Source organism: Pokkaliibacter plantistimulans (genome assembly GCF_003194385.1).
Taxonomy (GTDB): domain Bacteria; phylum Pseudomonadota; class Gammaproteobacteria; order Pseudomonadales; family Balneatricaceae; genus Pokkaliibacter; species Pokkaliibacter plantistimulans.
Genome location: NZ_LAPT01000021.1, coordinates 74,732 through 97,819 on the forward strand (window position 1 = coordinate 74,732; position 23,088 = coordinate 97,819).

The 23,088-nt window shown below is 55.4% G+C and carries 17 protein-coding genes and 1 pseudogene; 9 read left to right on the forward strand and 9 right to left on the reverse strand.

Annotation, left to right across the window (positions count from 1 at the left end; translation table 11 throughout):
• Position 1: 1 nt before the first annotated feature.
• Both hrpT and WH50_RS05350 read left to right on the forward strand, forming a co-directional pair.
• Positions 2-196, forward strand: a complete 195-nt coding sequence (hrpT, locus tag WH50_RS05345; protein ID WP_110186392.1) for an HrpT family type III secretion system protein — start codon at positions 2-4, stop codon at positions 194-196.
• A gap of 108 nt (positions 197-304) precedes the next feature.
• Positions 305-658 (forward strand): hypothetical protein, encoded by a 354-nt coding sequence (locus tag WH50_RS05350; RefSeq protein ID WP_110186393.1) that lies wholly within the window; start codon positions 305-307, stop codon positions 656-658.
• Positions 659-796: 138 nt separating this feature from the next.
• Here the strand turns inward: WH50_RS05350 and WH50_RS05355 are convergent, their stop codons facing one another.
• Positions 797-1,219, reverse strand: a complete 423-nt coding sequence (locus tag WH50_RS05355; protein WP_110186416.1) for a type III secretion system chaperone — start codon at positions 1,217-1,219, stop codon at positions 797-799.
• Positions 1,220-1,343: 124 nt separating this feature from the next.
• A complete protein-coding gene (locus WH50_RS05360) occupies positions 1,344-1,835 on the reverse strand; it encodes a hypothetical protein (RefSeq protein WP_110186394.1) in 492 nt (163 codons plus the stop codon).
• Positions 1,836-2,041: 206 nt separating this feature from the next.
• Between WH50_RS05360 and WH50_RS05365 the strand changes: the two genes are divergently transcribed.
• The 5 genes from WH50_RS05365 to bfr all read left to right on the forward strand — a co-directional run bounded on the left by WH50_RS05365 (position 2,042) and on the right by bfr (position 10,245).
• On the forward strand, positions 2,042-6,526 hold the full coding sequence (locus tag WH50_RS05365; RefSeq protein WP_110186395.1) for a pilus assembly protein: 4,485 nt from the start codon (positions 2,042-2,044) through the stop codon (positions 6,524-6,526).
• A 793-nt stretch (positions 6,527-7,319) separates the two neighbouring features.
• Positions 7,320-7,643 (forward strand): hypothetical protein, encoded by a 324-nt coding sequence (locus tag WH50_RS05370; protein WP_133251248.1) that lies wholly within the window; start codon positions 7,320-7,322, stop codon positions 7,641-7,643.
• 13 nt (positions 7,644-7,656) lie between these two features.
• Positions 7,657-8,097: a type 2 periplasmic-binding domain-containing protein gene (locus WH50_RS05375; protein WP_110186397.1), complete on the forward strand. Its 441-nt coding sequence runs from the start codon at positions 7,657-7,659 to the stop codon at positions 8,095-8,097.
• Positions 8,087-9,673, forward strand: coding sequence for a diguanylate cyclase domain-containing protein (locus tag WH50_RS05380; RefSeq protein WP_165838310.1), 1,587 nt, complete (start codon positions 8,087-8,089; stop codon positions 9,671-9,673). The genes WH50_RS05375 and WH50_RS05380 overlap by 11 nt, the downstream gene beginning before the upstream one ends.
• Before the next feature lie 104 nt (positions 9,674-9,777).
• A complete protein-coding gene (gene bfr / locus WH50_RS05385) occupies positions 9,778-10,245 on the forward strand; it encodes a bacterioferritin (protein WP_110186399.1) in 468 nt (155 codons plus the stop codon).
• A 173-nt stretch (positions 10,246-10,418) separates the two neighbouring features.
• Here the strand turns inward: bfr and WH50_RS05390 are convergent, their stop codons facing one another.
• The 5 genes from WH50_RS05390 to WH50_RS05415 form a co-directional block, all read right to left on the reverse strand.
• Complete coding sequence (locus WH50_RS05390) at positions 10,419-10,991, reverse strand: pilus assembly PilX family protein (RefSeq protein WP_110186400.1); 573 nt, start codon at positions 10,989-10,991, stop codon at positions 10,419-10,421.
• Positions 10,992-11,001: 10 nt separating this feature from the next.
• On the reverse strand, positions 11,002-11,820 hold the full coding sequence (locus tag WH50_RS05395) for a PilW family protein (RefSeq protein ID WP_110186401.1): 819 nt from the start codon (positions 11,818-11,820) through the stop codon (positions 11,002-11,004).
• The gene (gene pilV, locus WH50_RS05400) at positions 11,817-12,314 is read right to left on the reverse strand and encodes a type IV pilus modification protein PilV (protein WP_207780187.1); all 498 of its coding nucleotides are present in this window, start codon (positions 12,312-12,314) and stop codon (positions 11,817-11,819) included. Before pilV ends, WH50_RS05395 begins: the two co-directional genes overlap by 4 nt.
• A 492-nt stretch (positions 12,315-12,806) precedes the next feature.
• Positions 12,807-14,612 carry an FAD-dependent monooxygenase gene (locus WH50_RS05410; protein WP_110186404.1) on the reverse strand — a complete coding sequence of 602 codons (1,806 nt, stop codon included), beginning with the start codon at positions 14,610-14,612 and terminating at the stop codon, positions 12,807-12,809.
• A 99-nt stretch (positions 14,613-14,711) separates the two neighbouring features.
• Positions 14,712-15,353, reverse strand: coding sequence for a TetR/AcrR family transcriptional regulator (locus tag WH50_RS05415; protein WP_110186405.1), 642 nt, complete (start codon positions 15,351-15,353; stop codon positions 14,712-14,714).
• 180 nt (positions 15,354-15,533) lie between these two features.
• Between WH50_RS05415 and WH50_RS05420 the strand changes: the two are divergent.
• Positions 15,534-15,815, forward strand: a pseudogene (locus WH50_RS05420) (IS5/IS1182 family transposase); the annotation flags it as partial.
• Positions 15,816-16,005: 190 nt separating this feature from the next.
• On the opposite strand, the gene WH50_RS05425 reads toward WH50_RS05420, so the two are convergent.
• Together WH50_RS05425 and WH50_RS05430 are read right to left on the reverse strand one after the other, a co-directional pair.
• On the reverse strand, positions 16,006-18,234 hold the full coding sequence (locus WH50_RS05425) for a methyl-accepting chemotaxis protein (RefSeq protein WP_110186407.1): 2,229 nt from the start codon (positions 18,232-18,234) through the stop codon (positions 16,006-16,008).
• A gap of 345 nt (positions 18,235-18,579) precedes the next feature.
• Positions 18,580-18,768, reverse strand: a complete 189-nt coding sequence (locus tag WH50_RS05430) for a hypothetical protein (protein ID WP_110186408.1) — start codon at positions 18,766-18,768, stop codon at positions 18,580-18,582.
• 135 nt (positions 18,769-18,903) lie between these two features.
• Here WH50_RS05430 and WH50_RS05435 point away from each other — a divergent pair, with 135 nt between their 5' ends.
• Complete coding sequence (locus WH50_RS05435) at positions 18,904-23,082, forward strand: hypothetical protein (RefSeq protein WP_110186409.1); 4,179 nt, start codon at positions 18,904-18,906, stop codon at positions 23,080-23,082.
• Positions 23,083-23,088: the final 6 nt, after the last annotated feature.

Sequence of the window (23,088 nt, forward strand, 5' to 3'; positions counted from 1 at the left end):
CATGCGTTTATTCATTCTGATCGCCGTGGTGCTAGGGTTGGCCGGTTGTGCTGCTGCAGGTAATAAGTCATGCACCACAGACAGTTGCTCTCGGCCGCTGTCTACGCCGGAAAAACTGGTGATCTGGTGGTCGCCTTCCATGCGTGATGGCTTGCCGCAGGATCAGGACACCACCTCTCACTCGTTCACTGATTGACGGGCAGCATGCTGAGCGAACGGGAGCCTGTTCTCTTTCTGCAAGGTGGTTACAGCACGCCTTCGCTGTCTTGTCCGGAGACGGGCGTCATATTGAGGGAGCATACCGATGCTAAATAACACTGCGCTGGAGCAGCTATTACAGCAGGCCATGATCGGTCGCTCCATGTCCGTGCCTCTTGCCATGGGGGTGATTCTGGCCTATCGGGAGGACCAGCACGGGCGAGGGCTTGAGCTGGCGGTGTCGCGTGCCGAGCAGAGTCCGAAGTTACTCAAGGCGGTGCTGGAAAGGCGCTTTCGTGATATGGCTGTTTATGAAAACTGTTTCCCCTGTACCAATGACAAGGGTGACTGGTTGGTGTGGTTTCCCCTGCAGGGTAGTGATCAGGCCATTCAGTACAACCAGCTGGCTCATGGGGCAGAGCAGTTACTGGCGTTGGTTGGGCTGGAGTCTTCGCGGTAACGATAGAGGTAAGTGACGGCAGGCTGGGGCGGGGCAACCAGCCTCCTCATTGGCTAAGTCTTGCGATGAGTGAGATGACTCACACGCGATCTTATGATGGTCTCTTGATGGGTTCCGTGCTCAGGAAAGTATCAGCTGTTAGGCGGCATCAACCTGACGCAGTAGTTCCTGAATGAAAGCGCGAACGTCTTTGGTTTGCTCGATAAAGCCAGTCAGGCTATTGCTGAAATGTTGTTCATCGGATTTATCCAGTGGTAGCACATGACACAGGCAGAGGTTGTCGCGTTCATCGACTGCCAGCCAGCAACCTTGCATGGCGCTGATTTCAAAGTTCAGTAACAGTAACTTGCGCAGTATCTGAGGCGAAACGTCACTCGATAGCGTCAACAGAGAGCAATGGAAAATAGCACTGTCACTGTGATCGGGTACTTCAATTACCGTCACTTCCTGATCCTCGGCGTCGTACAGGGCACAGACGCCGTCCTTTAACTGCAGTGAGGCACGGATACTTTTGCCGAAGTGCTGAATAAATTGGTTGGCTTTGAGTTGGTGAGGAGTCATGGTCAATCCCTGCCAGTGATGCTGAAGAGTGAGTGACGGTTTATGGTCACTGTCATTCTGAGTGGACTGTGGCATCAGGGAAGTTCCCTGACCTTTTCAGGTGGATGTCAGGCGAGATGACGAATCACTGCCGCTTGTAAGACTCAATCAGCTTGCGGGTATCGTCATTGTGATCAATCACCCCCTGATGTTGCTGCTGCCACTGCGCTGCGCGCATTTCCTGTGTCTTTTGCTGATGCTTAAGCGCATCTGCCAACAGCAGAATCTGATGCAGCTGGAGCTGTCGGCTGCCATGGCGTTTGTCGGCGGTCAGTGTGGTGTGCTGCTGTTGTTGCAGGCATTGCTGATGAAAACTGCGCAACTGATGCTGGAGCTTTTCCAGCTCGGCGCTGCTGAGGTGTTGGGGCACCCTGATTTTACCGGAGTCAGTACGAAACAATCCCATGGCGGCATTAAAGAAACGCTTGATGGGATCTGTCACAACACTGGTCTGATTTAGCAGCCTGACCCCCATGGAGCCCAGCATGCCCATGCTGCTTTTGGCCTTTTGTGTGCCTGTTAGAGGGCTGCTGTCTGCTGCCGGGCTGACCGGCGTATTGGCTGACGTGGTACGCATGGTGTGTACTCCCGCTCCGTGGGGCGTGATGATGTGCGATCTCTGTAAAACGCTGGGCTCAGCGTCATCCTGTGCTGGGTGGCGCGGAATAGATGGCAGTTCCGCGATGCGGCCATGCGCTGGATTTAACCGGTACGCTCCAAGGGAACCCGAGTCGCCACAGTGCCACTGACAACCTGATTGTCTGGCTGTTGGGGCGGTAGTAAATGCAGTGGCTAAAGCCGATTCAGTCTGTCAAAGGGAAGGGCAGACATTTTGTACGTCTAACGGGGATCATCTGGGTGCTGCTGATGGGGTGTCAGCCTTTGTCTGTCCGGGCGGCACTGGCCAGCAAGCCCTTTGCCAGTCAGGTATCTGCCACACCCAAGGTCATGCTGCTGTTATCCAAGGCGCATGAGCTGTTCAAGAAAGCCTATCCCGATTACACCGATCTTAATGGTGATGGTGCACTGGATACTACCTACGACAACAGCATCACCTATGATGGCTATTTCAATTCCGCTCTGTGTTACAGCTACGATGGCAACATGTTTGTGCCTTTCGCAGCCGCCAGCAATCATCTTTGCACAGGTGCCTGGAGTGGCAACTTCCTCAACTGGAGCACCATGTCGAGGATGGACCTGATTCGTAAGGTGCTCTACGGCGGCCGTCGCTACAGTGACCCCAGTGCCAAAGGATCGTACACCGTACTTGAGCGTGCTTTTCTGCCGGACGATGTACACGCCTTCGCTAAGGTATTCCGCAGTACCACCAGCGTTACGGTCAGTCAGGTATCGCCGTACTCTCAAACTGCCATCACCCTGTGTAACGCCTCTCAGGTGTCGACGCTGGAAACACGCGGCAGCAAAAAGTATCCACCCGCCAGTAAGAATGCCCCCTTGATCCATGTGGCCAAGGGCGCATGGCCATTCTGGGCGACACAGGAAGGCCATCAGTGTCAGTATGCCGGGGGGGAGCAGCCTAGCAGCAGCGACAAAATCAGCAGCAGTTCGCCCTTCAAGGCCCGGGTGCAGGTATGTAATGGCGGGCTGGATGACCGCAGTGGATATTGTGAGCAGTATCCTGCCGGGACCCTCAAACCGGTGGGTTTACTGCAACGCTACGGGGAAACCGGCAAGCTCGATTTCGGCCTGATCAGCGGCAGCTACTACAAATACAAAAAGGGCGGGGTGTTGCGTAAGCCGCTGGAGGCATTCAACACCACCGACAGTAGTGGCACTGAAACGGATACCGACACCGGCGTGCTGCTGAAGACAGACAACAACACCAGCATGGGGACGAATGACCGGTCTATCATCGGCATTCTCGACAGCCTGCAGATTATCGGCCGGGACGATAGCTCGTATGTGACGTACAGCTGTGGCTGGAACGGTGGCAAGGACAACGACGGTGATTGTGTCGACTGGGAGAATCCGCTGGGTGAAATGTATCTGGAGGCGCTGCGCTACCTGACCATTGATGATGAAAGCCAGCGTACACCCTCATCTGACTTTGCCATTGGCAGCAATGACCAGGCCTACTTCACCCTGAATCTGTTCCGTTCCACCAGTTGGGGGGCAGACCCCTGGCCCGCCAAAGAGCGTTGTGCCAGCTGCTCGATCCTGATTCTGTCATCCGGGGTGAATACCTACGACGCTGACCAGATGTTTGAGGATGGCAACTATGCCGGGTTATCCATCAACGCTACAGATCTGAAAACCTATATCGACAAGATTGGTACTGCCGAGGGTATCAATGGTGGAACCTATCTGATCGGCGAAGCCAGCGGTGGCACCAGCAAGCGTTGTGACAGCAAAACCATCACTGCCTTGTCGACCGCCAGAGGCATTTGCCCCGATGCGCCAGCGGCTCAGGGCAGCTATGGGCTGGCCGGGCTGGCGTACTATGCCCATACCCAGGACTTGAAAACGGCAACAGGCTTTGACGAAAGCCAGACGATCAAGACCTATGGTGTGGCCCTGTCCGAAGCGTTGCCGCTGTTTTCTTTTAAAACTGATTCGGGCTCTATCACCCTGGTGCCGCGTTGCTATAACCAGACCGGCGCTAATGACTGCAGTATGAATGATGTGGTGATTGCCGAGCAGCAGTTTGATGGCAAAGGCAATATCAGCCATATGCGCTTTTTCGTTGCCTGGGAAGACGGCGTCAAAGGCGGTGATTATGACATGGACATGGTTGAGGAGTTTGATGTGTGCGTCGGCAGTGCCTGCGATGATGGTGAGACTGCCAGCAATCAGTTGAAGGTCACGGTAGGAGTACCGTATCGGGTGACTTCGCAGACACTGAGCGCCGGGTATCTGGTGATTGGCTCCACAGCCAGCAGTGCTGAGCAAAATGTGGTGACGGTCAGCACCACCATCAAAGATTGGGTCAACCTCAACAACTACACCAGCAAGTATTCCGATGGTGACGCATCGACTACACCCACCTATGCCTACGGTACGTCACGCTTTGTGGCCGCCGCCTCCAGTGCCATTACCACGCCACCGGCACCACTTTATCTGGCCGCCAAATACGGCGGCTTCAATGACCACAATGGTGATCTGCTGCCCGGTAGTCGCGACGAGTGGGATAAAGACGGTGACGGCTCACCGGACAGCTATTTCAAGGTCAACAACTTCAGCGAGCTGGCAGATTATCTGAATGACGTCTTCTCCAGTGTCGCTACCAGTAACGGCTATACGCCACCGATTTCCAGCAGCAGCGCGGTGCGTGATGGCAGCTATATCTTTGTGTCTACTTACGACAATACCTATTCATGGAATGGCGATCTGGTGGCCTACCAGTTCAATGACAGCCTGACGCTCAATAAACAGTGGAGTGCTGCTACCCAGCTGGAGAATATGAGCGAGTCCAGCCTGTCCAGCTCGCGGCAGTTGTTGAGCTGGGACAATGAGAACCTCAAAGGTGTGGCGTTCCGAGCGGGGAATACCACCTGCAGCAGTGATCAGACGGTGCTCAACTGCGCTCAGCTGACCCGGTTGATCGCGGGGCTTAGCGTGTCTGATGCTGAAGTTGCGCAGCAGCAGGCCATTGATTACCTGCGCGGTAGTCATACTCAGGAAGCGGATCAGGGTGGCGTGTTTCGCAACCGGAAAACCAAGGAAGGCAAGGCGACACGACTGGGGGATATCGTTGACTCGGTGCCGGTCTATGTGGGCAGCCCCAACTTCGGTTATGCCGATGCCCTTGAAGGCAGTCATCACCTCTACAGCAGTTTTCGTAGCAGCCACAGTAACCGCAGTGGCATGGTGTACGTCGGCGCCAACGACGGCCTGATGCATGGATTCAGTGCGGCTACGGGCAAGGAGGTGTTCGCCTACGCACCGAATGCCGCTCTGGATGCCATGGCCGCTATGCTGGATCCTGACTATGACAGTGATCACAGCAACGATCAGCATCAGTATTCGGTGGATGGTTCGCCGACCATCGTCGATGCCTTCTTCAATGATGACTGGCATACAGTGCTCACCGCCGGGATGCGGGCGGGCGGCAAAGCCGTGTTTGCACTGGATGTCAGCTCGCCCGCGTCAGTTAAAGAAAGCAGTGCCAGCCAGCATGTGTTGTGGGAATACGATGAGGCGGTCGATAAAGCATTGTTCGCGGATGCCAGCTCTCCCTCCACGCTGGGATACACCTTCTCCAAACCTGCGGTGATCCGCCTTAATAACAACCGTTGGGCTGTCGCTTTTGGCAACGGCTACGAAAGCAGTGCTGGCAGTGCCGTGCTCTATCTGGTGTATCTCGATGCCATGCAGGATCAGCACTGGAGCAAAGCAGATGTAGTCCGCATCGATACCAGTAAGGTCAGTGGTATCGCCAGTAGCGCCAAGACGGGCAATGGCCTGTCGAATATCGCTCCGGTGGATTACGACGGCGATGGCAATGTGGACTACATATACGCGGGGGATCTGAAAGGCAATCTGTGGAAGTTCGATCTGAGTTCGTCTGACAGCAGTGACTGGCAGGTAGCGCAGAATGCGCCGCTGTTTGTTGCCACCACCACCGCCACAGCTGGCACTGTGCAGCCGATCTATGCGCAGCCAGAATTGGGCTTCACCCGGCAGGGCCTGATGATCTATATCGGCACCGGCAAATATCACGATGTCGGCGACAATCTGGTGAGCAATATCGTCGCCAACAGCCTCTATGGCATTCGGGATGACAGCATGAGCAATAGCAGTTTCAGCTTTCCTGTCAGCCGCGCCAGCCTGACAGCACAGACCTTCACCAGCTACAGCGAGAGCGGCACTACTTACCGGCAGATCAGCAACAATACGGTGGGCAGCTATGGCTGGCGGCTTGATCTGGACAGCAGTGCAGGGGAGATGGTGATCAATACGCCACTGTTGCGGCGTGGGCGCATTATCTACTCCACCCTGATTCCCAATCCTAATCAGTGCGGTGCCAAGGAGTACGGCTGGCTGATGGCCTTGAAGGCCAAGACTGGCGGCGGGCATAACTCGCCCATCATGGATACCAACGGTGATGGCGCCATAGACAGTCATGACTCCAATGCGGCAGGGGTATTGAATAAGGACTCGACCGGTGCACTGATTATGGACAGCGGCAAAGGCGCCGTGTCGGCCTACGCATCGGATGGCAATGGCGGCCTGAAGGAATACAAGATTGGTGAGGAAGCATACCGCACCGGGCGGGTGAACTGGAAGGAAGTGTATCCCGGCCAATAAGGTGGGCACTGGCCAACGGATACCTGTGCTGAATTGTTGTGCCAACCTGGACTGGGAACTGAACAGCTCATAGGACACTTAATACCTGGCAGTCTGAGCAGGTTCTGCGTCAGCTTGGTAAAACTGATCCGGGTGACAAAGGGTTAGTGAGCCTGTTTCAGAGCTAGTAGCAGAAAGGTGACTCACCCTATGACAGCAGGAATCCATTGGCTTCAGGCAGATGCACTGATGGCTGCACTGGTTTTTGTACTTGTAGCTGGCCAGGCAGAGTCCTGGCAGGACTGGCACCCTCGGCGGTGTTTATCACCATGAGGATGGCCTTTTGTATCGCCGTGATGTGATACAGCCTCATGGTGCCCAAAGCGGCAAACTTGACCAGTCAGCCGAATCCAGTCTGGGCGGACAGCTCAGTGGCCCACTCACAGACAGGCTGTCAGCCGCCTTGCCGCTGGTCAACAAACTCAACGACAGCAACAGTAGGAATCCCCGGTTCACCTGGGCTTTTCTCAAGTGTCAGTTTGAGGGGGATAGCAGTGTCCTTGTCAGGCGGCTGTTACTGGATTGGCAGGCGGGCAGCGACAGCAATGGTATCGGCTATGCCAAACGCCCATTCGTCCGGCACTGGAGATGTGCGGCAATATCCGACCGGAGGTGTAAACGGTGTTGATGTCACCCTGGTGTGTTCGCTCGGACAGGGTCTTGGCCGCGATGACCCGGGGTCTTTACGGTGGACCCTGGCACCCGGTGCCGTACTTGATATGCGCCACAAGCCCTTCATCAGCGGCTATCTGGGATGTCAGCACGGGCCCATCCGGCAATGGGAGACGCTACTGGTTTGGCTGCTGTGCTCGACAGCACTAACCAGACCATCAACTTCTATGGCCTGGGAGTGTATGGCCTGGGAGTGGCCTGTGATGAAGGTAACCTGCAGGGCTGCACACCGTATTCAGTATGGGTAACAACACTCATCTTGGTGGATCTACCTGATCGCTGTTCATGGAAAGCAGATACCGACTACTTCGAAGTAAAAGACCCGATCGTACTGCTGGAAACCGAGCCGAGTCTGTCCCGGCGCCGTTGCAATGCCTACAGTCTGTCACTTGATTTTGTGTTCTGAGGGGGGCTGGAGCATGTTGATCAAATCATTCGCGTTAGCCTGCCTGTTGTGGACTACCACGGCAGCGGCAACCAGTGCTGTCGAACAGTCTGCGGGGGATGGACTGGTGGTGGTCGTCAGTGCTCAGGCGGCCATCACCCAGCTCGACCGCTATCAGCTCATTAATATTTTCATGGGCCGCTATCGTCAGCTGCCCGGCGGTGGTGAAGCTATACCTTTGGATATCGGTAAGTCTGAACAAAAGGCGCTGTTCTATCAGCTGCTGGTCGGTAAGCCGCTGGCAGATATCAATGCCTACTGGGCACGGCTGATCTTTTCCGGCAAGACCCGCCCGCCGCGCCAGGTGGACAGTGCCGAACAAGCGTTACAGCAGGTGGCGGCCAATCCCACCATGATTGCCTATGTCCAGCGTTCGCAGGTGGATGCCCGCTTCAGGATCGTCTATGAGTTTTAAATTATCCGCGTTGCGCAACGCCTGGCGCAGTATTGCCATTCGCACCACCATCGTCATTCTCAGCTTGGGGGTCATTCTGTCATTTGTATTTGCCTGGCTGGGAGCGCCACTGCTGCTCAGCTATGAGCAAAAGCGCACCCATGACCAGTTCGACGACATTCTTTCCACTGTACAGAGCACGGTCAGCATTGCCTGCTTTACCGGTGATACCACGTTAGCTATGGAAATTGCGCGGGGGTTGATGACCAACAAACCGGTGGCTGCCGTTCGTGTGCTCAGCGATGACAAGGTCATTGCGGCGCTGCCTGAGCTACAGGCAGGAGAACGCTGGCCACGGGCAGAGCCAATCAGCCGGGTGGTTTCGTCGCCCTTTGATGACCGGCAAATGGTAGGGCGCATTGAGCTGGTGCCGGATGAAAGCTTTATCCGCTATCAGGCCAGTATCTACAGCGGCTACATTACCAACTTTCTTAAACTGCAGATTGTGGTGGTGTCGCTGATCGTCGCACTGGTGGTGGTGCTGTCTATTGTCAGGCCGATTAAGCGCATCTCTGATGAACTGCACCATCTGGAAGCGGATCATGGCGAGAGACTGGCGCTGCCAGCAGGCAACGAACACAACGAAATCGGCCGACTGGCCGAAGATGTCAACGGCCTCATAGGTAAGCTGGTGGGGTTGCTGAATTCGGAGCAGGATGCTCGTCGTGAACAGGCGCTGAGCGAGCGCAAGTTCCGGTTGATTGTCGAGAACGCTGAACTTGGCATTCTGGTGCTCAACCAGCAAGGGGTAGTGGAGTCCCTGAATCCGGCAGTGGAGCGTATGCTCTGCTCCAGCCATATTGGTATCGGCAGCCAGCTGCCGCTGGATGATTTCATCCGTCAGAAAATCAGGGCAGGCCAGTCGCACCGGGAAGATATCCCGATTCAGGGCAGTGATCGCTGGGTGCAGCTGGTACTGCACGCACTGGGTGACGGGCTGACGCTGGGTATCCTGATAGAGATCACCGAGCGCAAGCAGAAAGAAGCCCATGCCCTGACCATGGCCGAGAGGGATTTGCTGACCAACACCTATAACCGCCGTGGCATTGATCATCGTCTGCAGTGGATGTTCAGTCAGTACAAGGTGGCCGTAGGAGACTGGCAGGTAAGCCATAATCAGTTTGCCTTACCAGAGCCGCCGCCGTTTGCGGTCATGCTGATTGATCTCGACCGCTTCAAGTACATAAACGATACCTATGGCCATGATGCCGGGGATGAAGTGCTCTGTCAGGTGGTACGTCGCCTGGAGCTGCTGGTCAGGCAGGGTGATGTGATTGGTCGACTGGGCGGTGATGAGTTTGTCCTGTTACTGCCTGACATGCGCAGCATGCAGGCGGCGGAACAGCTGCGTACGCTGCTGGTGGCCGGGATCTGTGAGCCGATGGAACTGTCGTCCGGTGTAACCGTTGCCATTGGTGCCAGCATCGGTATTGCCATCGCCTCGGTGAGCGATGACAGTTCCGCTGTCGTGTTGCAGCGTGCTGATCAGGCCATGTACGGTATCAAACATCAGCACCATGCTACGGACGGTGTGTGAGCGGCGTGCCTTACAGCAGCCAGATGGCTGATCAGGCTTGTATCTGCAGGCGGCCGATGCCATGCTCGCCGCGCTGTATTTCACCGAATTGATAAGGACTCATTATGAAAGGTCATCCTGCTGTCATTGCTGCCCTGAATCGCCTGCTGGCCAGCGAACTGTGTGCGATGGACCAGTACTTTATCCATTCACGCATGTATGAAGACTGGGGGCTGACCAGGCTGTTCGAGCGCATTGGTCACGAAATGGATGATGAGAAGGGTCATGCCGACGTGCTTATCAAGCGTATTCTGTTCCTGCAGGGTGTTCCTGATCTGGCGACCCGTGATCCGATACGTATTGGCCACGATGTTCCTACCATGTTGCGTAATGACCTGTTGCTGGAAGAGGAAGTGGGCGCTGCCCTGAAAGACGCTATTGCTCTGTGCGAGCAGGTGCGCGACTACCAGACCCGCGATCAGCTGCGCCCCTTGCTGGAAGATACCGAAAACGACCATGCCCACTGGCTCGAACAGCAACTGCGTCTGATCGATATGATGGGGCTGGAGAACTATCTGCAGGCGCAGCTGTAGAACTATCCGCAGACGTAGCTGTAAGGCATATCAGCTGATAGCAGGTTGCAGGCAGAGCAAATGGGGTGGCCGTGGTCACCCCATTTTTTGTTTCAGGCACTGTGTGCAAAAGCGAGCTGCTGTTTCCCATAGTGGGAAACCCTCCGTTGTTTCGCTCAACCCATGCGATGGACTCAGCGCGTCACGATACGCACATAGTTAGACTGGATGTAACGGTCCAGCGTTTGCGATGGCCCTGTACCTCGTGCGGTGATCCGGTACTGCTCGGCACGATCCTGCTGGCCATGGCCGGTTACGGCACTGTTTTCTTCCTTGAACTGTTCCGGTTCCGGCAGCTCTTCAATGATGTAGAGCGGCGCTGTGCTCAGGCGCTTGTCGATGTCAGCCACATCCTTGCCATAGGTGATGGTCTTGCCGTCTTCCTGCCAGAGGTTTTGAGTCGTGGTGACCTGCCACTTGGCGGTATCGCTATCTGTTACCTTGTAGACGCCATTGTTGAGCTTGCTGGTCATTATGGCGTCGTCACTGGAGACAGCCTGTTCTGCCTCACGCAGAGCAGACTCTGCGACGATGCGGGCCAGATGGCTGTCCTCTTTGTTGGCCTCGAGCTTCTGGCTGAAGCTGGCCAGCTTGAAGCTGCTCAGACCTATCACCACTAGCAGCGTCATCAGTACCAGACTGACCAGCAGTGAAGCACCTCGCTGTTTTACCATGGAGCGGTCGGGAGCGGGCAGTGTTGCCATCATAAGATCACCTCTAGTCTTCAGTACTGAGGGCTACGTTGGGTAACCAGTAGCTGGATTCAAAGCCTTGTCGCAAACGGGAGCTGCTGCTGGTACTCACCGTGGATTCCAGCAGGGTAAAGTCAGGCGCACTGGCACTCAGGGACACAGCGGTGATGGAGCTGATCACCAGACCTACCCGTACACCCACGACATAGGGTGACAGCAGCGGGGCGATCTGCAGTTCGGCCGGTGTCAGCCATTGCTCGATACTGCGATCCTGATCAGCATCCACACCAAACAGCAGATGCATATTTTCCACCCCTTCCACCAGCGGCTGTGTGCTGTTGCGGGCAGCGTCGCTGTGGCCCTGCGTCTGGCAATAAAGCGTGCGGCTGGCATCGACAAAGAAGCGCATGGTCACCGTCTCGCTGCTTGAGAGGGAATAGCCGAGGCAGTCGAGCAGGGTGTCTTCGCTGCTACCCTGCAGCCGCAGATACAATTCATCCGGTGAGCCGCTGATGCTGGTATTGGTGCTGACATTGATAACCTGACCAGCCTCCCAGGCCGGGCTGGCACTGCTGTCAGCACTGAACTCACTGCTCAGGGCATTGAGTGGCTGGTCGGTATAGCCTGCATGTTCAATCTGCTGGCCGAGGATGTTTTGCACATAGCGGGCGGTGTCCTGCAGCTCACTGCTGGCGGTCACGCTGGCGTAGGTCTGGCGGCCGCTGAGCAGCACATCGGTCGCTGCCAGCACCAGTACCACACCCAGAGCCAGAGAGATCATCAGCTCAATCAGGCTGACCCCTGTCTGGCGATGGATTGTCGGTGAGCGCAAGGCGGAGTTCATAGCTGCACCACCAGCTGATAGCAAGCCAGGCGATTAGCATTACTGGTGGTGAAGTCGCAGTCGGCAGTGGTGGCACCGTTGCGTTCTTCATCCCACAGCACCTGTATCAGGTAGAGGCCATTGGTGTCCTTGCTGAGCAGAATCCGTCCTGAAGGCAGTTGCTCTGTCACCGTACTGCGCCAGGTATTCTGTGCCATCTGGACGCTATTGCAGCTACTGCTGCACCCTGACTGGCTGCTGTCGAACAGGTAACTGCTGACGTTGGCACGATCCATCTGCAGGCGGCCAGCGATATCGTCAGCGAGCGCCGATGCATGCAGGCGCTGATTGACCAGCTGAGATTCGCGCAGGGTGCTGAGATGCAGTGCTGCGGCACCGAACATGCCGGCAGCCAATACCAGCAGGGTGATCAGCACTTCAATCATGCCGACACCGCCCTGATACGCAGGTCGGCGAGGTACTGCTCGTGAGGTGTGCAAGTGAATACAAGCCAAGGCTGTGCACCTGAATCTGACGACACCGTATCCCGGCCATGTTGTACGTTACTGATGGGCAGACCGTGCGCTGACAAGTTCGATTACAGCAGCGACCGGCTCGGACAGGTCAGGGCAGTAGACGTTGCCCTTTTCGTATATACATGGCAGAAGACGATGCTCCGGGAATCTTACTGTCCAGCTGGACATGCGCCGATGCTGGCAGTGACATTGGTCAGGGCAGCCAGCAGGGCGGCCCTGACCAGATTATGGGTGGGAGGAGTCGTGAAGCTGGTTCCGTTACAAGTAAAGGTTCACGATCTGTTGCGCGTCAGCCAGACTGCGTTGCAAAGAACTTCGGCATGTTCTTTTGGGCCTGCTAACCTTGGTTATGCGGGTAAAAGGCGCTACATCAGTGCTTTGCGCCTTGTTTGGCGCTGGCCCGCCAGATGGTGAGCGCGTTCTAAGCCGGAGGGGATATTGCCCGCCCCTGCTTTAACAACGGTGCTTGCATCAACTTGCCTGGAGTGCACGGCCGAGCACCTTACCGAGTGCCTCGGCCAGTGCACCTGTGGCATTGCTTGATCCGTCAGTGCTACGCCAGCACACAACCCTGTCAGGCCGCACCAGTACGGCTCCCTTCGCTGAAATTCCCCGGAATTGAGCCCAAGCTAAGCGGGTGTCGAACAAGTCACCATCAATATGGCCAATACGCAAGACGTCCACCGGCAGATCGTTTACGGCAGCGAGCGTCTTGGCGGCAGAGCACCAGTCCTGGCCGTCTTCACCAGCGATCAACAGGAAACGGCCGGGTACGACGAGGTTCTTGAGCGCTTGGCGATTACCAGATTCATCATCAATCCAGGCATGTGGCAGTGGGCAACCTGGGCGTGTGCTGGGCTCATAAAGGCGAATGTCGTCAATCGGTTTAGGGGCAGGAGACTCGTCTGGCACGATGGCGGCTGAGCGATAGCTGTAGCCATATTCGACGTTCAGCTCGTTGGCTTCCATGCTCAGAAGACGAATGGCGCGTAGCGCGCGGTGCCGGTGTTCTGCGTCTTCGGGCTTATCACTCCAGATTCTCTTAAACTGGGCCCAGTTCTGTTCGACAGGTGCGCCGGGAATCAAGCCGAAGGCGCGGCCTGCCTCCATATGGGCTCGAGAATTTTCCAGAGAGCGTGTGACATTGCGAGCGTCCACCGGGCGACGTTCTGCCTCGTAGGTATTAAGTAAGCTCTCATCGGCCTGCCCCTTAAGTACGGCAGCGAGTTTCCAGCAAATATTTTGCGAGTCCTGAATACCGCTGGTGAGGCCAAGCCCCCCGGTAGGAGGATGACGGTGTGCTGCATCTCCAACCAGAAATACGCGTCCAGAGCGGAATTTTTCGGCGAGTACGCCTTCCAGTGTCCAGCGGGTTACCTTGTGAATTGTCATTGGCGCATCACTGATACCGAGTGCCTGGCGCATATTGGCTTCAATTTGCTCATTGGTAAGATTTTTTGGGCCTTCTCCCTGATAAGTCACATGGAACACCCATTCCTCACTGTCAGGTCCCCAGTGGTCCGGTCCCATAGGAACGAGCACAGCCATTTCACCAATGCCGGGGCACCAGATCCAGCGAATCAGCACATCCGGGTCTTTGGCTAACTTTGAGAGGTCGGCTGTCACATGGGCTGTGGCGATCTGCGCAACAACGCCCAGACCGTCATAAGCGATGCCGAGCATCCGGGGAACCGAGCGTCCCCCGTCACAGCCCAGCACATAGCGGGCACGTACACGGTATTCTGTGCCATCGTCATGGTTCTTGATCCAGGCAGTGACGCCATCGCTGTCCTGCTCCAACTTGACCATCTCATGGTGGAAGCGAACAGCCCCTGGACTAAGCTCTTCGGCGCGCGCTTTCATTATGGGCTCAAGGCGAATTTGAGGGAGATTAGCGCTGCGGCAAGGGCTTGCTTGTACCCAGTTCGCGCTGGTGTAGCCTGCTCCCCAGGTCTCAAGTTTGGCAATCAGACGACCGTAATCGGGATCAGCCCCTGCAAAGCCACCATACCAGCCCATCGCTGCCATGTTCTCGGCAGGTGTACTCTTGGCATAGATCGATTCGGCGATACCGACATCGTCTAGAATCTCCATGGTGCGTTGGTTCAGCACATGGGCTTTGGGAAGAGTCGAGGTGGTTGGTAAGGCGCTTACCAACAAGCTCTCAATGCCAAGTTGTGCCAACAGCATCGAGCAGGTAAGGCCCGCGCCGCCGCCTCCGATGATCAATACGGGTACTTCGATTGTTGTTGTTTGTACCGCAGACTCGATGCTCATCTTGAGACTCCTCCATGGAGTGGTCAGGTTGGGGTAGGCCAGAGAATGGCTCCTGCCTACCGCTTGTTTGCGTAGGACGCTACGCAGTAACTCGGTTCCTCAATCCTCCAGCGGAATAAGGGGACTACAGGCCAGTATGGCTGCCTCGTCAGCACTCAGGCCCAGCGCGCGGAGTGTCAATTCGGAGACGTTTTCGCCAGCACGTAGCGGCGTTTCAACGCCTGATGTGATTAGTTTCATTGCAGCCAGTGTTGCCCCTGACAGCAGTGCCAGCGCCCCCATAGCCTGATCTTGCCGCAGATTGAAACGACCGGCAGCGATGCCACTTTCGATATCCAGCAGCGCTGTTTCACGGATGGCCAGTTGTAATGTCTCTGTACACAGTCCGAAGTGGGCGAGGAATAACCCCCAATCGCGCTCCTGATGAGCACGTAAGCAGAAATGGCGGACACCATTTGATATACGCACAGCGGCATCATCATGGCCGGAAAGGCGAGAGTGAACGCGCTCACCCATGTCTCGCGCCATCTCAGCCGCGACATGCTGAAAGAGCTCGTCGATAGTGTGAAAGTAGTTGTAAAAGGTACCGCGAGAGATGCCTGCAATAAGCACCACATCATCAATCTGGGCTGCTGTACCTCGCTCGGAAAACGCACGTCGAGCGGCATCGTGAATGCGCTTACGCGTGCGGGCTGAACGGCCTGCCTGTTCCTGCAACGGTACTGTTTTTGGTGGCGTCATCTAAACCAGACCTACTTGTCTTTCGCTGTAAAGTGGGTGTAGAGAGGTTTTCTCATGAAATTGACATTAATGTCAATAACAGGATATTTAATCCAAAAATAAACCAAAATGACATTTTAATGTTAAGAAACATGCGGACTTTCGCATTGGTGGGCTGATTATGTCTGTGCGACTCGGCGCGAACGCGAAGCCGCACTGGTGAAGCTCCGCACACTGGGGGGCTACCGCTGGCGCACTTTAGTGGTGGACACGGCCTGTAATACGACAGGCTTCGTGGCAGCCAGTTGTATGCTCGGCGTGACACTCCATGTAGCGCAGAACACCGGAGGTCGACATAGTACGATTGAAGGTCTTACCGCCCGCCAAGCAGGCTATGGCTTGAGCCTGACGATCCGCGCCTGGATCGAAACCCACTTCGAATGGCTCAAGGCAGCGGTTGGAGAAGTAGCGCGGGCTGGTCTGTTGACGGCTGAAGGTGCAGCGGCATGAGCACGTTCATGGGGAAGAAATAGCGCAATCTGATCTGCTCTACGCCCTGAAAAAGGGCTAATTTGACTGCGACCACTGCCACTACAACGCAGTGCTCGCAGTTATCTCTGCGAACTCCAACAGGCTGCTAACTCGCGAGATCGTGAGCAGGTTCCAAGTGCTATCAGACCTTAAAGCGGCTGATTAAGGTATCAAGGTTGGTGCTCAGGTGAGATACCTGTTCACTGGAGCGGGCAATCTCCGCAACCGCCTGTTCCGTCTGCAGAGAGCTGGCGCTGAGGGATTCCAGATTCTGGCTGATTTCCTGTGCGACCTGCGCCTGCTGTTCGGAAGCCGTGGCAATCTGCAGGGTCATGGTGTTGACCTGCTCCACCAGCGTCATGGATTCACGCAGTTGAGCGGCCGTCTGACTGGCCTGAGTTGAGAGCTGTTCGGTGTTGCGCACGCTGGCCTGCATTTCGGCCTGTGCCTCCTGTGCACCCTGTTGTAATGCGGTAATGATGGTCGTGATGTGCTCAGTCTGGCGCTGGGTATTTTGTGCCAGCGAGCGTACTTCATCAGCCACCACCGCAAAGCCCCGGCCGCTGTCGCCCGCTCGTGCAGCCTCGATAGCAGCATTGAGGGCCAGCAGATTGGTTTGGTCGGAAATACTCTGAATACTGACCACCACCGTGGAGATATCGTTGACCCGCGAGGTGAGGATATCGACTTTCTCACCGGACTTTTGCATCACGTCTGCTACTTCGTGCAGTACCGCAGCGGACTGGCTGACCTCGGCGACACTGCGGGCCACCTGTTTACTGGTTAATGAGGCGGTGGAGGCCACCCGCTGAATATCGGTGGAGACCTGCCCGGCTGTCGCGGTCAGCTGCTGCACAGCTGTGGCGATCTGGCTGGTGTTAGCATGCTGCTCATGCATGGTTACGGTGGTCTGCTCAGAAATGGAGGCCAGTTCCTGAGCCGTCGCCGCCTGAGTGGTTGCCGCCTTGCTGATCTCACAGACGATCAGTTTGAGATTGTCAGCCATGCGTGCCATGGCACCGTACACACTGGTGGGCCGGGCACCGCTGAAGTGAACGGACAGATCATTATCGGCAATGCGGTTGGCAATGGCGCGCATGACTTTCGGCTCGGTGCCGAGCGGCGTCAGTATCATGCGTGAGGCGCCAATGGCAGCCAGTGATATGGCGACAATGGCGAGGAGCAGTACCAGCGCACAGAGTTTGATCAGGGTGTCGCGGCTGGCCAGCGCTTCTGCCTTGTCGATCTCGGCAACGATAGCCCAGCGCAAACCTGCGAAAGAGAAGGGGGCATAGGCAGACAGCACCGGGTTGCCGTTGTAGTCGCGGATGATCTCCGTACCGCTCTGACCCTGCAGGGCGTTGTCCGCAGCACGGGTGTTCACGCTGCCTTTGTCAGGGTTGAGGAACGAACCGCTGACGCTGTGATATTGCTGATCCAGATAGGCATCGGAGCGCATCAGATGATCGGGACCGACCAGATAGGTTTCTCCGCTTACGCCTAACCCCTGACGCTCGGTCATGATGGCGTTGAGCTGATCCATGGGAAACTGCACGGCCAGCACGCCGAGCTTTTTACCCTGCGCATCAATAATCGGCGTTGCCATAAAGCCTGCCGGTTCGTCATAGGACGGGGTGTAGAGCGCAAAGTCAGTCACCGCGTACTGGCCCTTGCTCATAGTCATCGCCTGATGAAAGGCCTCAGCGAGGCCAGACTGGGCATAGGGGCCAGACACCAGCGACGTGGCGAAGTCGATCTCTTTGAAGACGGTGTAGACCACATCACCCTGAGGGCTGATCAGGAAAATGTCGTAGAAGCCAAGGCGTTGCTGAGCGCTCGACAGGTAGGGGTGGATCAGCTGGTGAATCTGGTTGTAGTCGGACTGGCCAGCGGCGGTGAGCAACTTGTTTTTCTCGCCCACCGGGTTGGGATTGCTGGCGATGTAGTTGAACTGCAGCCAGGAGGTCGTCGGCGACAACTTGCTGAAGAGAGTATCGACGGCCTGCTGGCTGACATGCGGATTGTGCTGCTGCCAGAGGTGCAGAAACTGGGTTGAGTAGAACTGCTTCAATGCGTTCTGCGATGCGCTCAGCTCATCGGCTGTGGGGGTTGCAGCCTGATAGGCTTTGTCGAGCAGGGGATATTCCTCCTGCACTTCGTAACTGTCTGCAAGCAGCAACATATTGGCCACCAGTGCCTGCAGGTAGTCCTGTGCGGCGGCTGCTTTGCTGGCTCTTATCGAGGTTAACTGCTGGAACGTTTGCTGTTGCAGGGCATGGGCGGAATACCAGCTGGCAATGCCGGTCAGCAGCAGGCATGGAATCACACCTACGAAGAAGAGAATAAGCGTTATCTTGCGTTTGAAGCTCATCGTTATTGTCTTGCTCAGTTTCTTTTAGTGATGTTAAGACCCGACAGGTAACCAGATTGCTGTGCTGATACTGCGGTAGCTGCCTCACAGCGGCGGCAAATCGGTTACAACAAGGTGCTGAGTCTCTGCAGAAGCGACGGGCATTCACCCCGGTTGGGGTAAGTGCCCCTAGGGTGAGCAAAAGAGCGGACATCCATGATCTGCACCCTAAGGTGCGTCAGTGTGGTTTGCCAGTTGTCAATACTGCCAAGGTCCACAGGGTTTACATCCCAGTCGCAGCTGAGTGGCGACTGGACGTATTGGGTTCCGGCTGCGGTTAACCGCGCATTTCCAGCTCCTCCTTCTTCAGCTCATGCAACGCTGTAGTGAGGGGAAGACGATCATGTGCGACGCCTCCTTCGATACTGCCAATACGGCGGTTATGGGGACTTGCAGCAGTGCATGGCTGTCTTCGCTTTCCAGGGCGCCATCAACCTGGACCTGCTCGGCGTTTTCCTGTGCCGCTCTATCGGTTTGTGCTGCTCCACCATTCAAGCTCTTCCATCCTGTTTCTTTCACTTTTTGTATTTTTTTGGGCGAACTAAAGTCGCTTAATTTTCACCTATAACGATTAAGAAACAGACCTCTGCTAGATGGCCCCGCGTATGTAGATAAATCAGGAAGACATTCATGCAAGCTTCAGCCAATAACAATACCGATAGTATCCATGCCGTAACTCAGCCCCTTGATCAGAAGAATGCTGACTATCTGCAGAAGAGTGCGCCCGCACAGCAGCGTGGTACGACCTCATTAAGCAGAGAGGGGCAATCTAGTCAGAGCAGAATAGACGTGCAGCAGCGACAAGCTGATACAGCAGGAGAGTCGCCCAAGAAGCACAAACACAGAGCAACCAGCCTTAAAGGTATCAAGGAGCGATGGTTTGGGAGCAAAAACAACCGAGTCGCGGATCAGGGGGGGCACACAAAGATACCAACCACAGCAGATACTTCCCGTCCGGCATCCCCTCTGTCGCATGGGCAGCTGCAGGAGCACAGCCCGAACATCAGACAAAGTGGTGCAGGGGGGCGTGATCATGTTGTGCGGGAGCACTTTATCGAGCGTCTGAAGTCACCCGATTTACGTTCCTCAGCTCAGCAGAAACTGAACTTAAACGTTATGGGTGAGGTGGGTGTCAACGCTCAGCAGAAACCCCCTGTCAGTCATATTGCAGGGCCGGAAGGCTTCTTCTATTTCGTCAATCAGCAGGGTGATCTGCATCGGTATGATCCCACTGTCAACGAGGTTTTGCATACCGGCCTTACAGGTGTAGATCAGATATCGCTCGGTGCTGATGGGCAGGTATATGCACGTATGGATGATCAACTTTGTACCCTGGAACGCAGTGGCAAACCTCGTGACGATATTCCAGTACATCAGATGGACGTTCCTGGTGACGTTCAGGACGTTGCGGTATCAGGCAGTAAAGACCGGTTGTTCGTATTGAACAGAGGCGGTGAGCTATTTCAGCGCGATACTGATGTGGGAAACCCTGCTGCAAGCCAGACGCAGCCTGTTTCTTTGCCAATGGAATTAATGGCCGCTGAGCCACGTTCCATTGCTTGTGATGCCAACAGTGCGTTGTGGCTGATGGATGCCAGCGGAACGGTTTGGCATGGTGTTACAGGTGATGACGGCAGGCAATGGCAGAAACTGCCAGACACAGATCATCACTTTACCCGGCTGGATACGCTTCCGGATGGCAGCGTCGGAGCAAAGGATCTGGACGGAGGATTGCATCGTTTTGAAAAGGCATCCAATAGCTGGCACAAGGTCGCGATGACGGAGGTCAATCAATCCTTGTTCGGGCGACTGCATGGGGCATTGCCGATACACAACAAGGCAGAGCTGATCACCTTTCTGGGCGGTGTGGCAACGGCACGTCCTGCGTCGTCTAACCCGCTCAAGCACCCGATACAAAGCCTGAGCCGTGTCGCCAAGAGTATTCCTAAGCTGTACAAGGACCTTAAGCACTTCGATTACAGCAAACAGCAGCAACACCCGATGGCGCGATATGACGCCCAGGTTGCGTCGTTCTTTAAGCTCCTGGCACCGGAGAACCTTCGTTCAGTGGATCGCAACGCCATCGGCAGTGATGAAGGTATCGCTCAGTTTGCTCGATTATTGGATGACGGCCTGGGCAGTGCAGCTACGTCTCGTTGCAAGCAGTTACTTGAGCAGATCACGAAAGATAGAAGTGACCCGAAATTACAGAAAGAACTGCGCATGCCCAAAGGTGCTGCTTCGACCGATAACGTTCTGGAGCGCATCAAGGGGGTCAGAGAAATGCTTTATGGCAGTAGTGATGAGGTTGTACAGCAATTGAATACGCTGCTGGAGCAGGGTACCCATGTGCCGATGGATGCATCCCGTTACCGTGCAGCGTTGTCAAGCCTGGTGGTGGATCATGCGGTGATGGCAGAGCTTGCACACAAGACCCTGAATCAGGGGGTGCCCATGGAGGATGCCCTGGCTGAGGCGCAGAGTATCAGAAATCAGGCGTTGCCCAATCTGGTTGCCAGGTCGGGGATAGCGGAAACGGATCCTTTTGGCAATGCCGCTAAGGGCTTTGATGCCATGCAGACCATTCTGCGTCAGGAAGGTGACATGTTGCCACGCATGATCAAAAACTATGCGCCTGCCATGGGGTGGAAGCTGGAGCGTCAGCCGAGTATGGCTGAGGCTGCAGAGTTGTTTGGTCGCCTTGCTCACACCATGAAGCCGGGTGACAGCATTAGCATGGGCAAATCCAGTGACAATGGTTTTAACACTGAAAACTTCAGGGTGGTATTGTCCGGTGCCTGGGCCAAGATGACGGGAGGTGTGGCCGTTACCTGGCTGATTCCTATTCTGGATGTTGGCAAGCTGAAAGGCGCAGGAATGAGTATTGCCAAGACGGACGACGGTATCCGTGTGGAGATGAATAGTTCACGTGGTAGTTACATGCAGGCAGGTTTAAGAACGGGCTTGGGGGCGGTGGGGTTACCGCAACTGATGCCTGAAAAGCATGGAGCTACATGGGCGTTTGGTGGCTGGGAGATTGCTGTTAAAGGCAAGAAGACAGACACCGTTAATGACAGTATCGCCTTCACGATCAAGGATGATGGTCAAGGTAATATCGGGCGTGTTATTCGTGATGTGATGACAGGCCATGCAGACCTGTTTGATTTGATGCGTCAGTCTGAGGAGGTGGACTCCGTGCACGGCAAGGGACGCAATTGGAACGTAGGGGTTGCAAACGTATTGGTCGGGGCGGGAGGAACGGATCAGCCAGGGTGGGGAGCTTTGGATGCACCGAAAATACCTGGCACAACGGGAAAAATACTGGGAGCGATAGTGCCAGAGTTGGCGTTAGATTTTGGAAGCAAGTCAGCGCAGTCTACCTCCACCAGTAGTACCGGGCAGACAAGCAGAAGCAACATGCAGCAAGGGTTTGGTCTGCAAAGTGTACGGGGCAACCTGATCGGTGTCGGCGTATTAGAAAGTGACTATCTGAAAGTGCCTTTACCCGGTGACATGATGTTGGGCAGCGGGCCGGACAATGAAAGTGCTCCTGGCCTGACGGGCAGGATGGGGATACCAAGCTTGTTGCCTGGCGTTATTCTGGGTAAGGGGTTTGACCGACTTTCTCCCACCGCAAAGACGGTGACATTGACCTCCGACAGCAGGGGGGAGCCTGTTAACATTGATGTGCAGCTGTCTGTCAATCGCACCAGCAAATTGCTGAAAAGGATCGACAAATACGGCGAGCTGCAAAAACAGATTCCCGGTCTCAAGCAAGCGCTTAAGCAGATTACTCATCAGCAGGGAAATACGTGGATCAACAGCAATAAACCTGTGTCTGTCAGTATGGAGTTGAAGCCGGATGTGCTGGAGCGAATAAATGCAGATACGCCCCAAGGTGGTGCAAGTCGACTAGAGGCCATGAAAGCGGCAGCAAAAGACCTGAAAAACTTCCGTCTGAAAGAGCTGAATATCTCCCATAGCCATGAGGCAAAGAAAGGCAGCCCACTGGTCATTCCCGCCCGAACCCGAGCTATCAACGCGTCGCTGGGTGCCACAACCCCTTTCGCCAATCTGAAACTGGTATATGACAAAGACACCGTGATGAAGCATGGTGAGTCACTTATCCGCTCTATAGGCTCGTTCGACGACGGCGCGTGGGGAACGTCTGCCCGGCAGTTCCGTTTGACGCGTTTGACGCATCAGTTGGAGAACATGGTTGATGCGCTTGGGCAACCTCCAGAGAAATGGGATCATGGCGATAGCCTTAAACAGGTGTATCAACAGCAGCGTAATGCATTAAAGGACGACTTTACTCAGACATTGCGTAAGCTCATGACAGCCAAAGCTACTCCAGAAACGCTGACATCGGTTGAAGGGGCATTTCATGGATTGGTGGCAAAGCTCGACAGCCTCAAAGAGCAGCACGGTATCGGTTCATTTCTGAGCCCAGCCGTGATCACCCACGGACCTCTGTTTGACAAGCCTGACGCTGGGAAGCTCAATCATCTTGATGACGGTTTGCAACCAAAGGATGACATGCTGTGGACCAAGGCCATCAAGTTGATTGATGAGCTGGCAGAGATGGACCTTTCCGCACTCAATGCAAAGAAGCTGGGTAAACAGAAAACCGAGGCCCAGGAAAAGGTAGATGGTATCAAACGTGCTGTTAGTGCTGTTGCAGATGCCGTGCCTGAGTTTAAGCAGGACTTGTACGCACGTCTTGATTTACTGGCCGCGCGACCGACGGAGCGGGAGCTGTTAGCGGAAGTGAAGCGGATGCTGGTCAAGATGAATATGCCTGGCTAAGACAGC

Excerpts from the sequence above, each read along its gene's own strand:
- hrpT (WP_110186392.1), top strand. The coding sequence starts at position 2 with ATGCGTTTATTCATTCTGATCGCCGTGGTGCTAGGGTTGGCCGGTTGT.
- WH50_RS05350 (WP_110186393.1), top strand. The coding sequence starts at position 305 with ATGCTAAATAACACTGCGCTGGAGCAGCTATTACAGCAGGCCATGATC.
- WH50_RS05355 (WP_110186416.1), bottom strand. The coding sequence starts at position 1,219 with ATGACTCCTCACCAACTCAAAGCCAACCAATTTATTCAGCACTTCGGC.
- WH50_RS05360 (WP_110186394.1), bottom strand. The coding sequence starts at position 1,835 with ATGCGTACCACGTCAGCCAATACGCCGGTCAGCCCGGCAGCAGACAGC.
- WH50_RS05365 (WP_110186395.1), top strand. The coding sequence starts at position 2,042 with ATGCAGTGGCTAAAGCCGATTCAGTCTGTCAAAGGGAAGGGCAGACAT.
- WH50_RS05370 (WP_133251248.1), top strand. The coding sequence starts at position 7,320 with ATGTCAGCACGGGCCCATCCGGCAATGGGAGACGCTACTGGTTTGGCT.
- WH50_RS05375 (WP_110186397.1), top strand. The coding sequence starts at position 7,657 with ATGTTGATCAAATCATTCGCGTTAGCCTGCCTGTTGTGGACTACCACG.
- WH50_RS05380 (WP_165838310.1), top strand. The coding sequence starts at position 8,087 with ATGAGTTTTAAATTATCCGCGTTGCGCAACGCCTGGCGCAGTATTGCC.
- bfr (WP_110186399.1), top strand. The coding sequence starts at position 9,778 with ATGAAAGGTCATCCTGCTGTCATTGCTGCCCTGAATCGCCTGCTGGCC.
- WH50_RS05390 (WP_110186400.1), bottom strand. The coding sequence starts at position 10,991 with ATGATGGCAACACTGCCCGCTCCCGACCGCTCCATGGTAAAACAGCGA.
- WH50_RS05395 (WP_110186401.1), bottom strand. The coding sequence starts at position 11,820 with ATGAACTCCGCCTTGCGCTCACCGACAATCCATCGCCAGACAGGGGTC.
- WH50_RS05410 (WP_110186404.1), bottom strand. The coding sequence starts at position 14,612 with ATGAGCATCGAGTCTGCGGTACAAACAACAACAATCGAAGTACCCGTA.
- WH50_RS05415 (WP_110186405.1), bottom strand. The coding sequence starts at position 15,353 with ATGACGCCACCAAAAACAGTACCGTTGCAGGAACAGGCAGGCCGTTCA.
- WH50_RS05425 (WP_110186407.1), bottom strand. The coding sequence starts at position 18,234 with ATGAGCTTCAAACGCAAGATAACGCTTATTCTCTTCTTCGTAGGTGTG.
- WH50_RS05435 (WP_110186409.1), top strand. The coding sequence starts at position 18,904 with ATGCAAGCTTCAGCCAATAACAATACCGATAGTATCCATGCCGTAACT.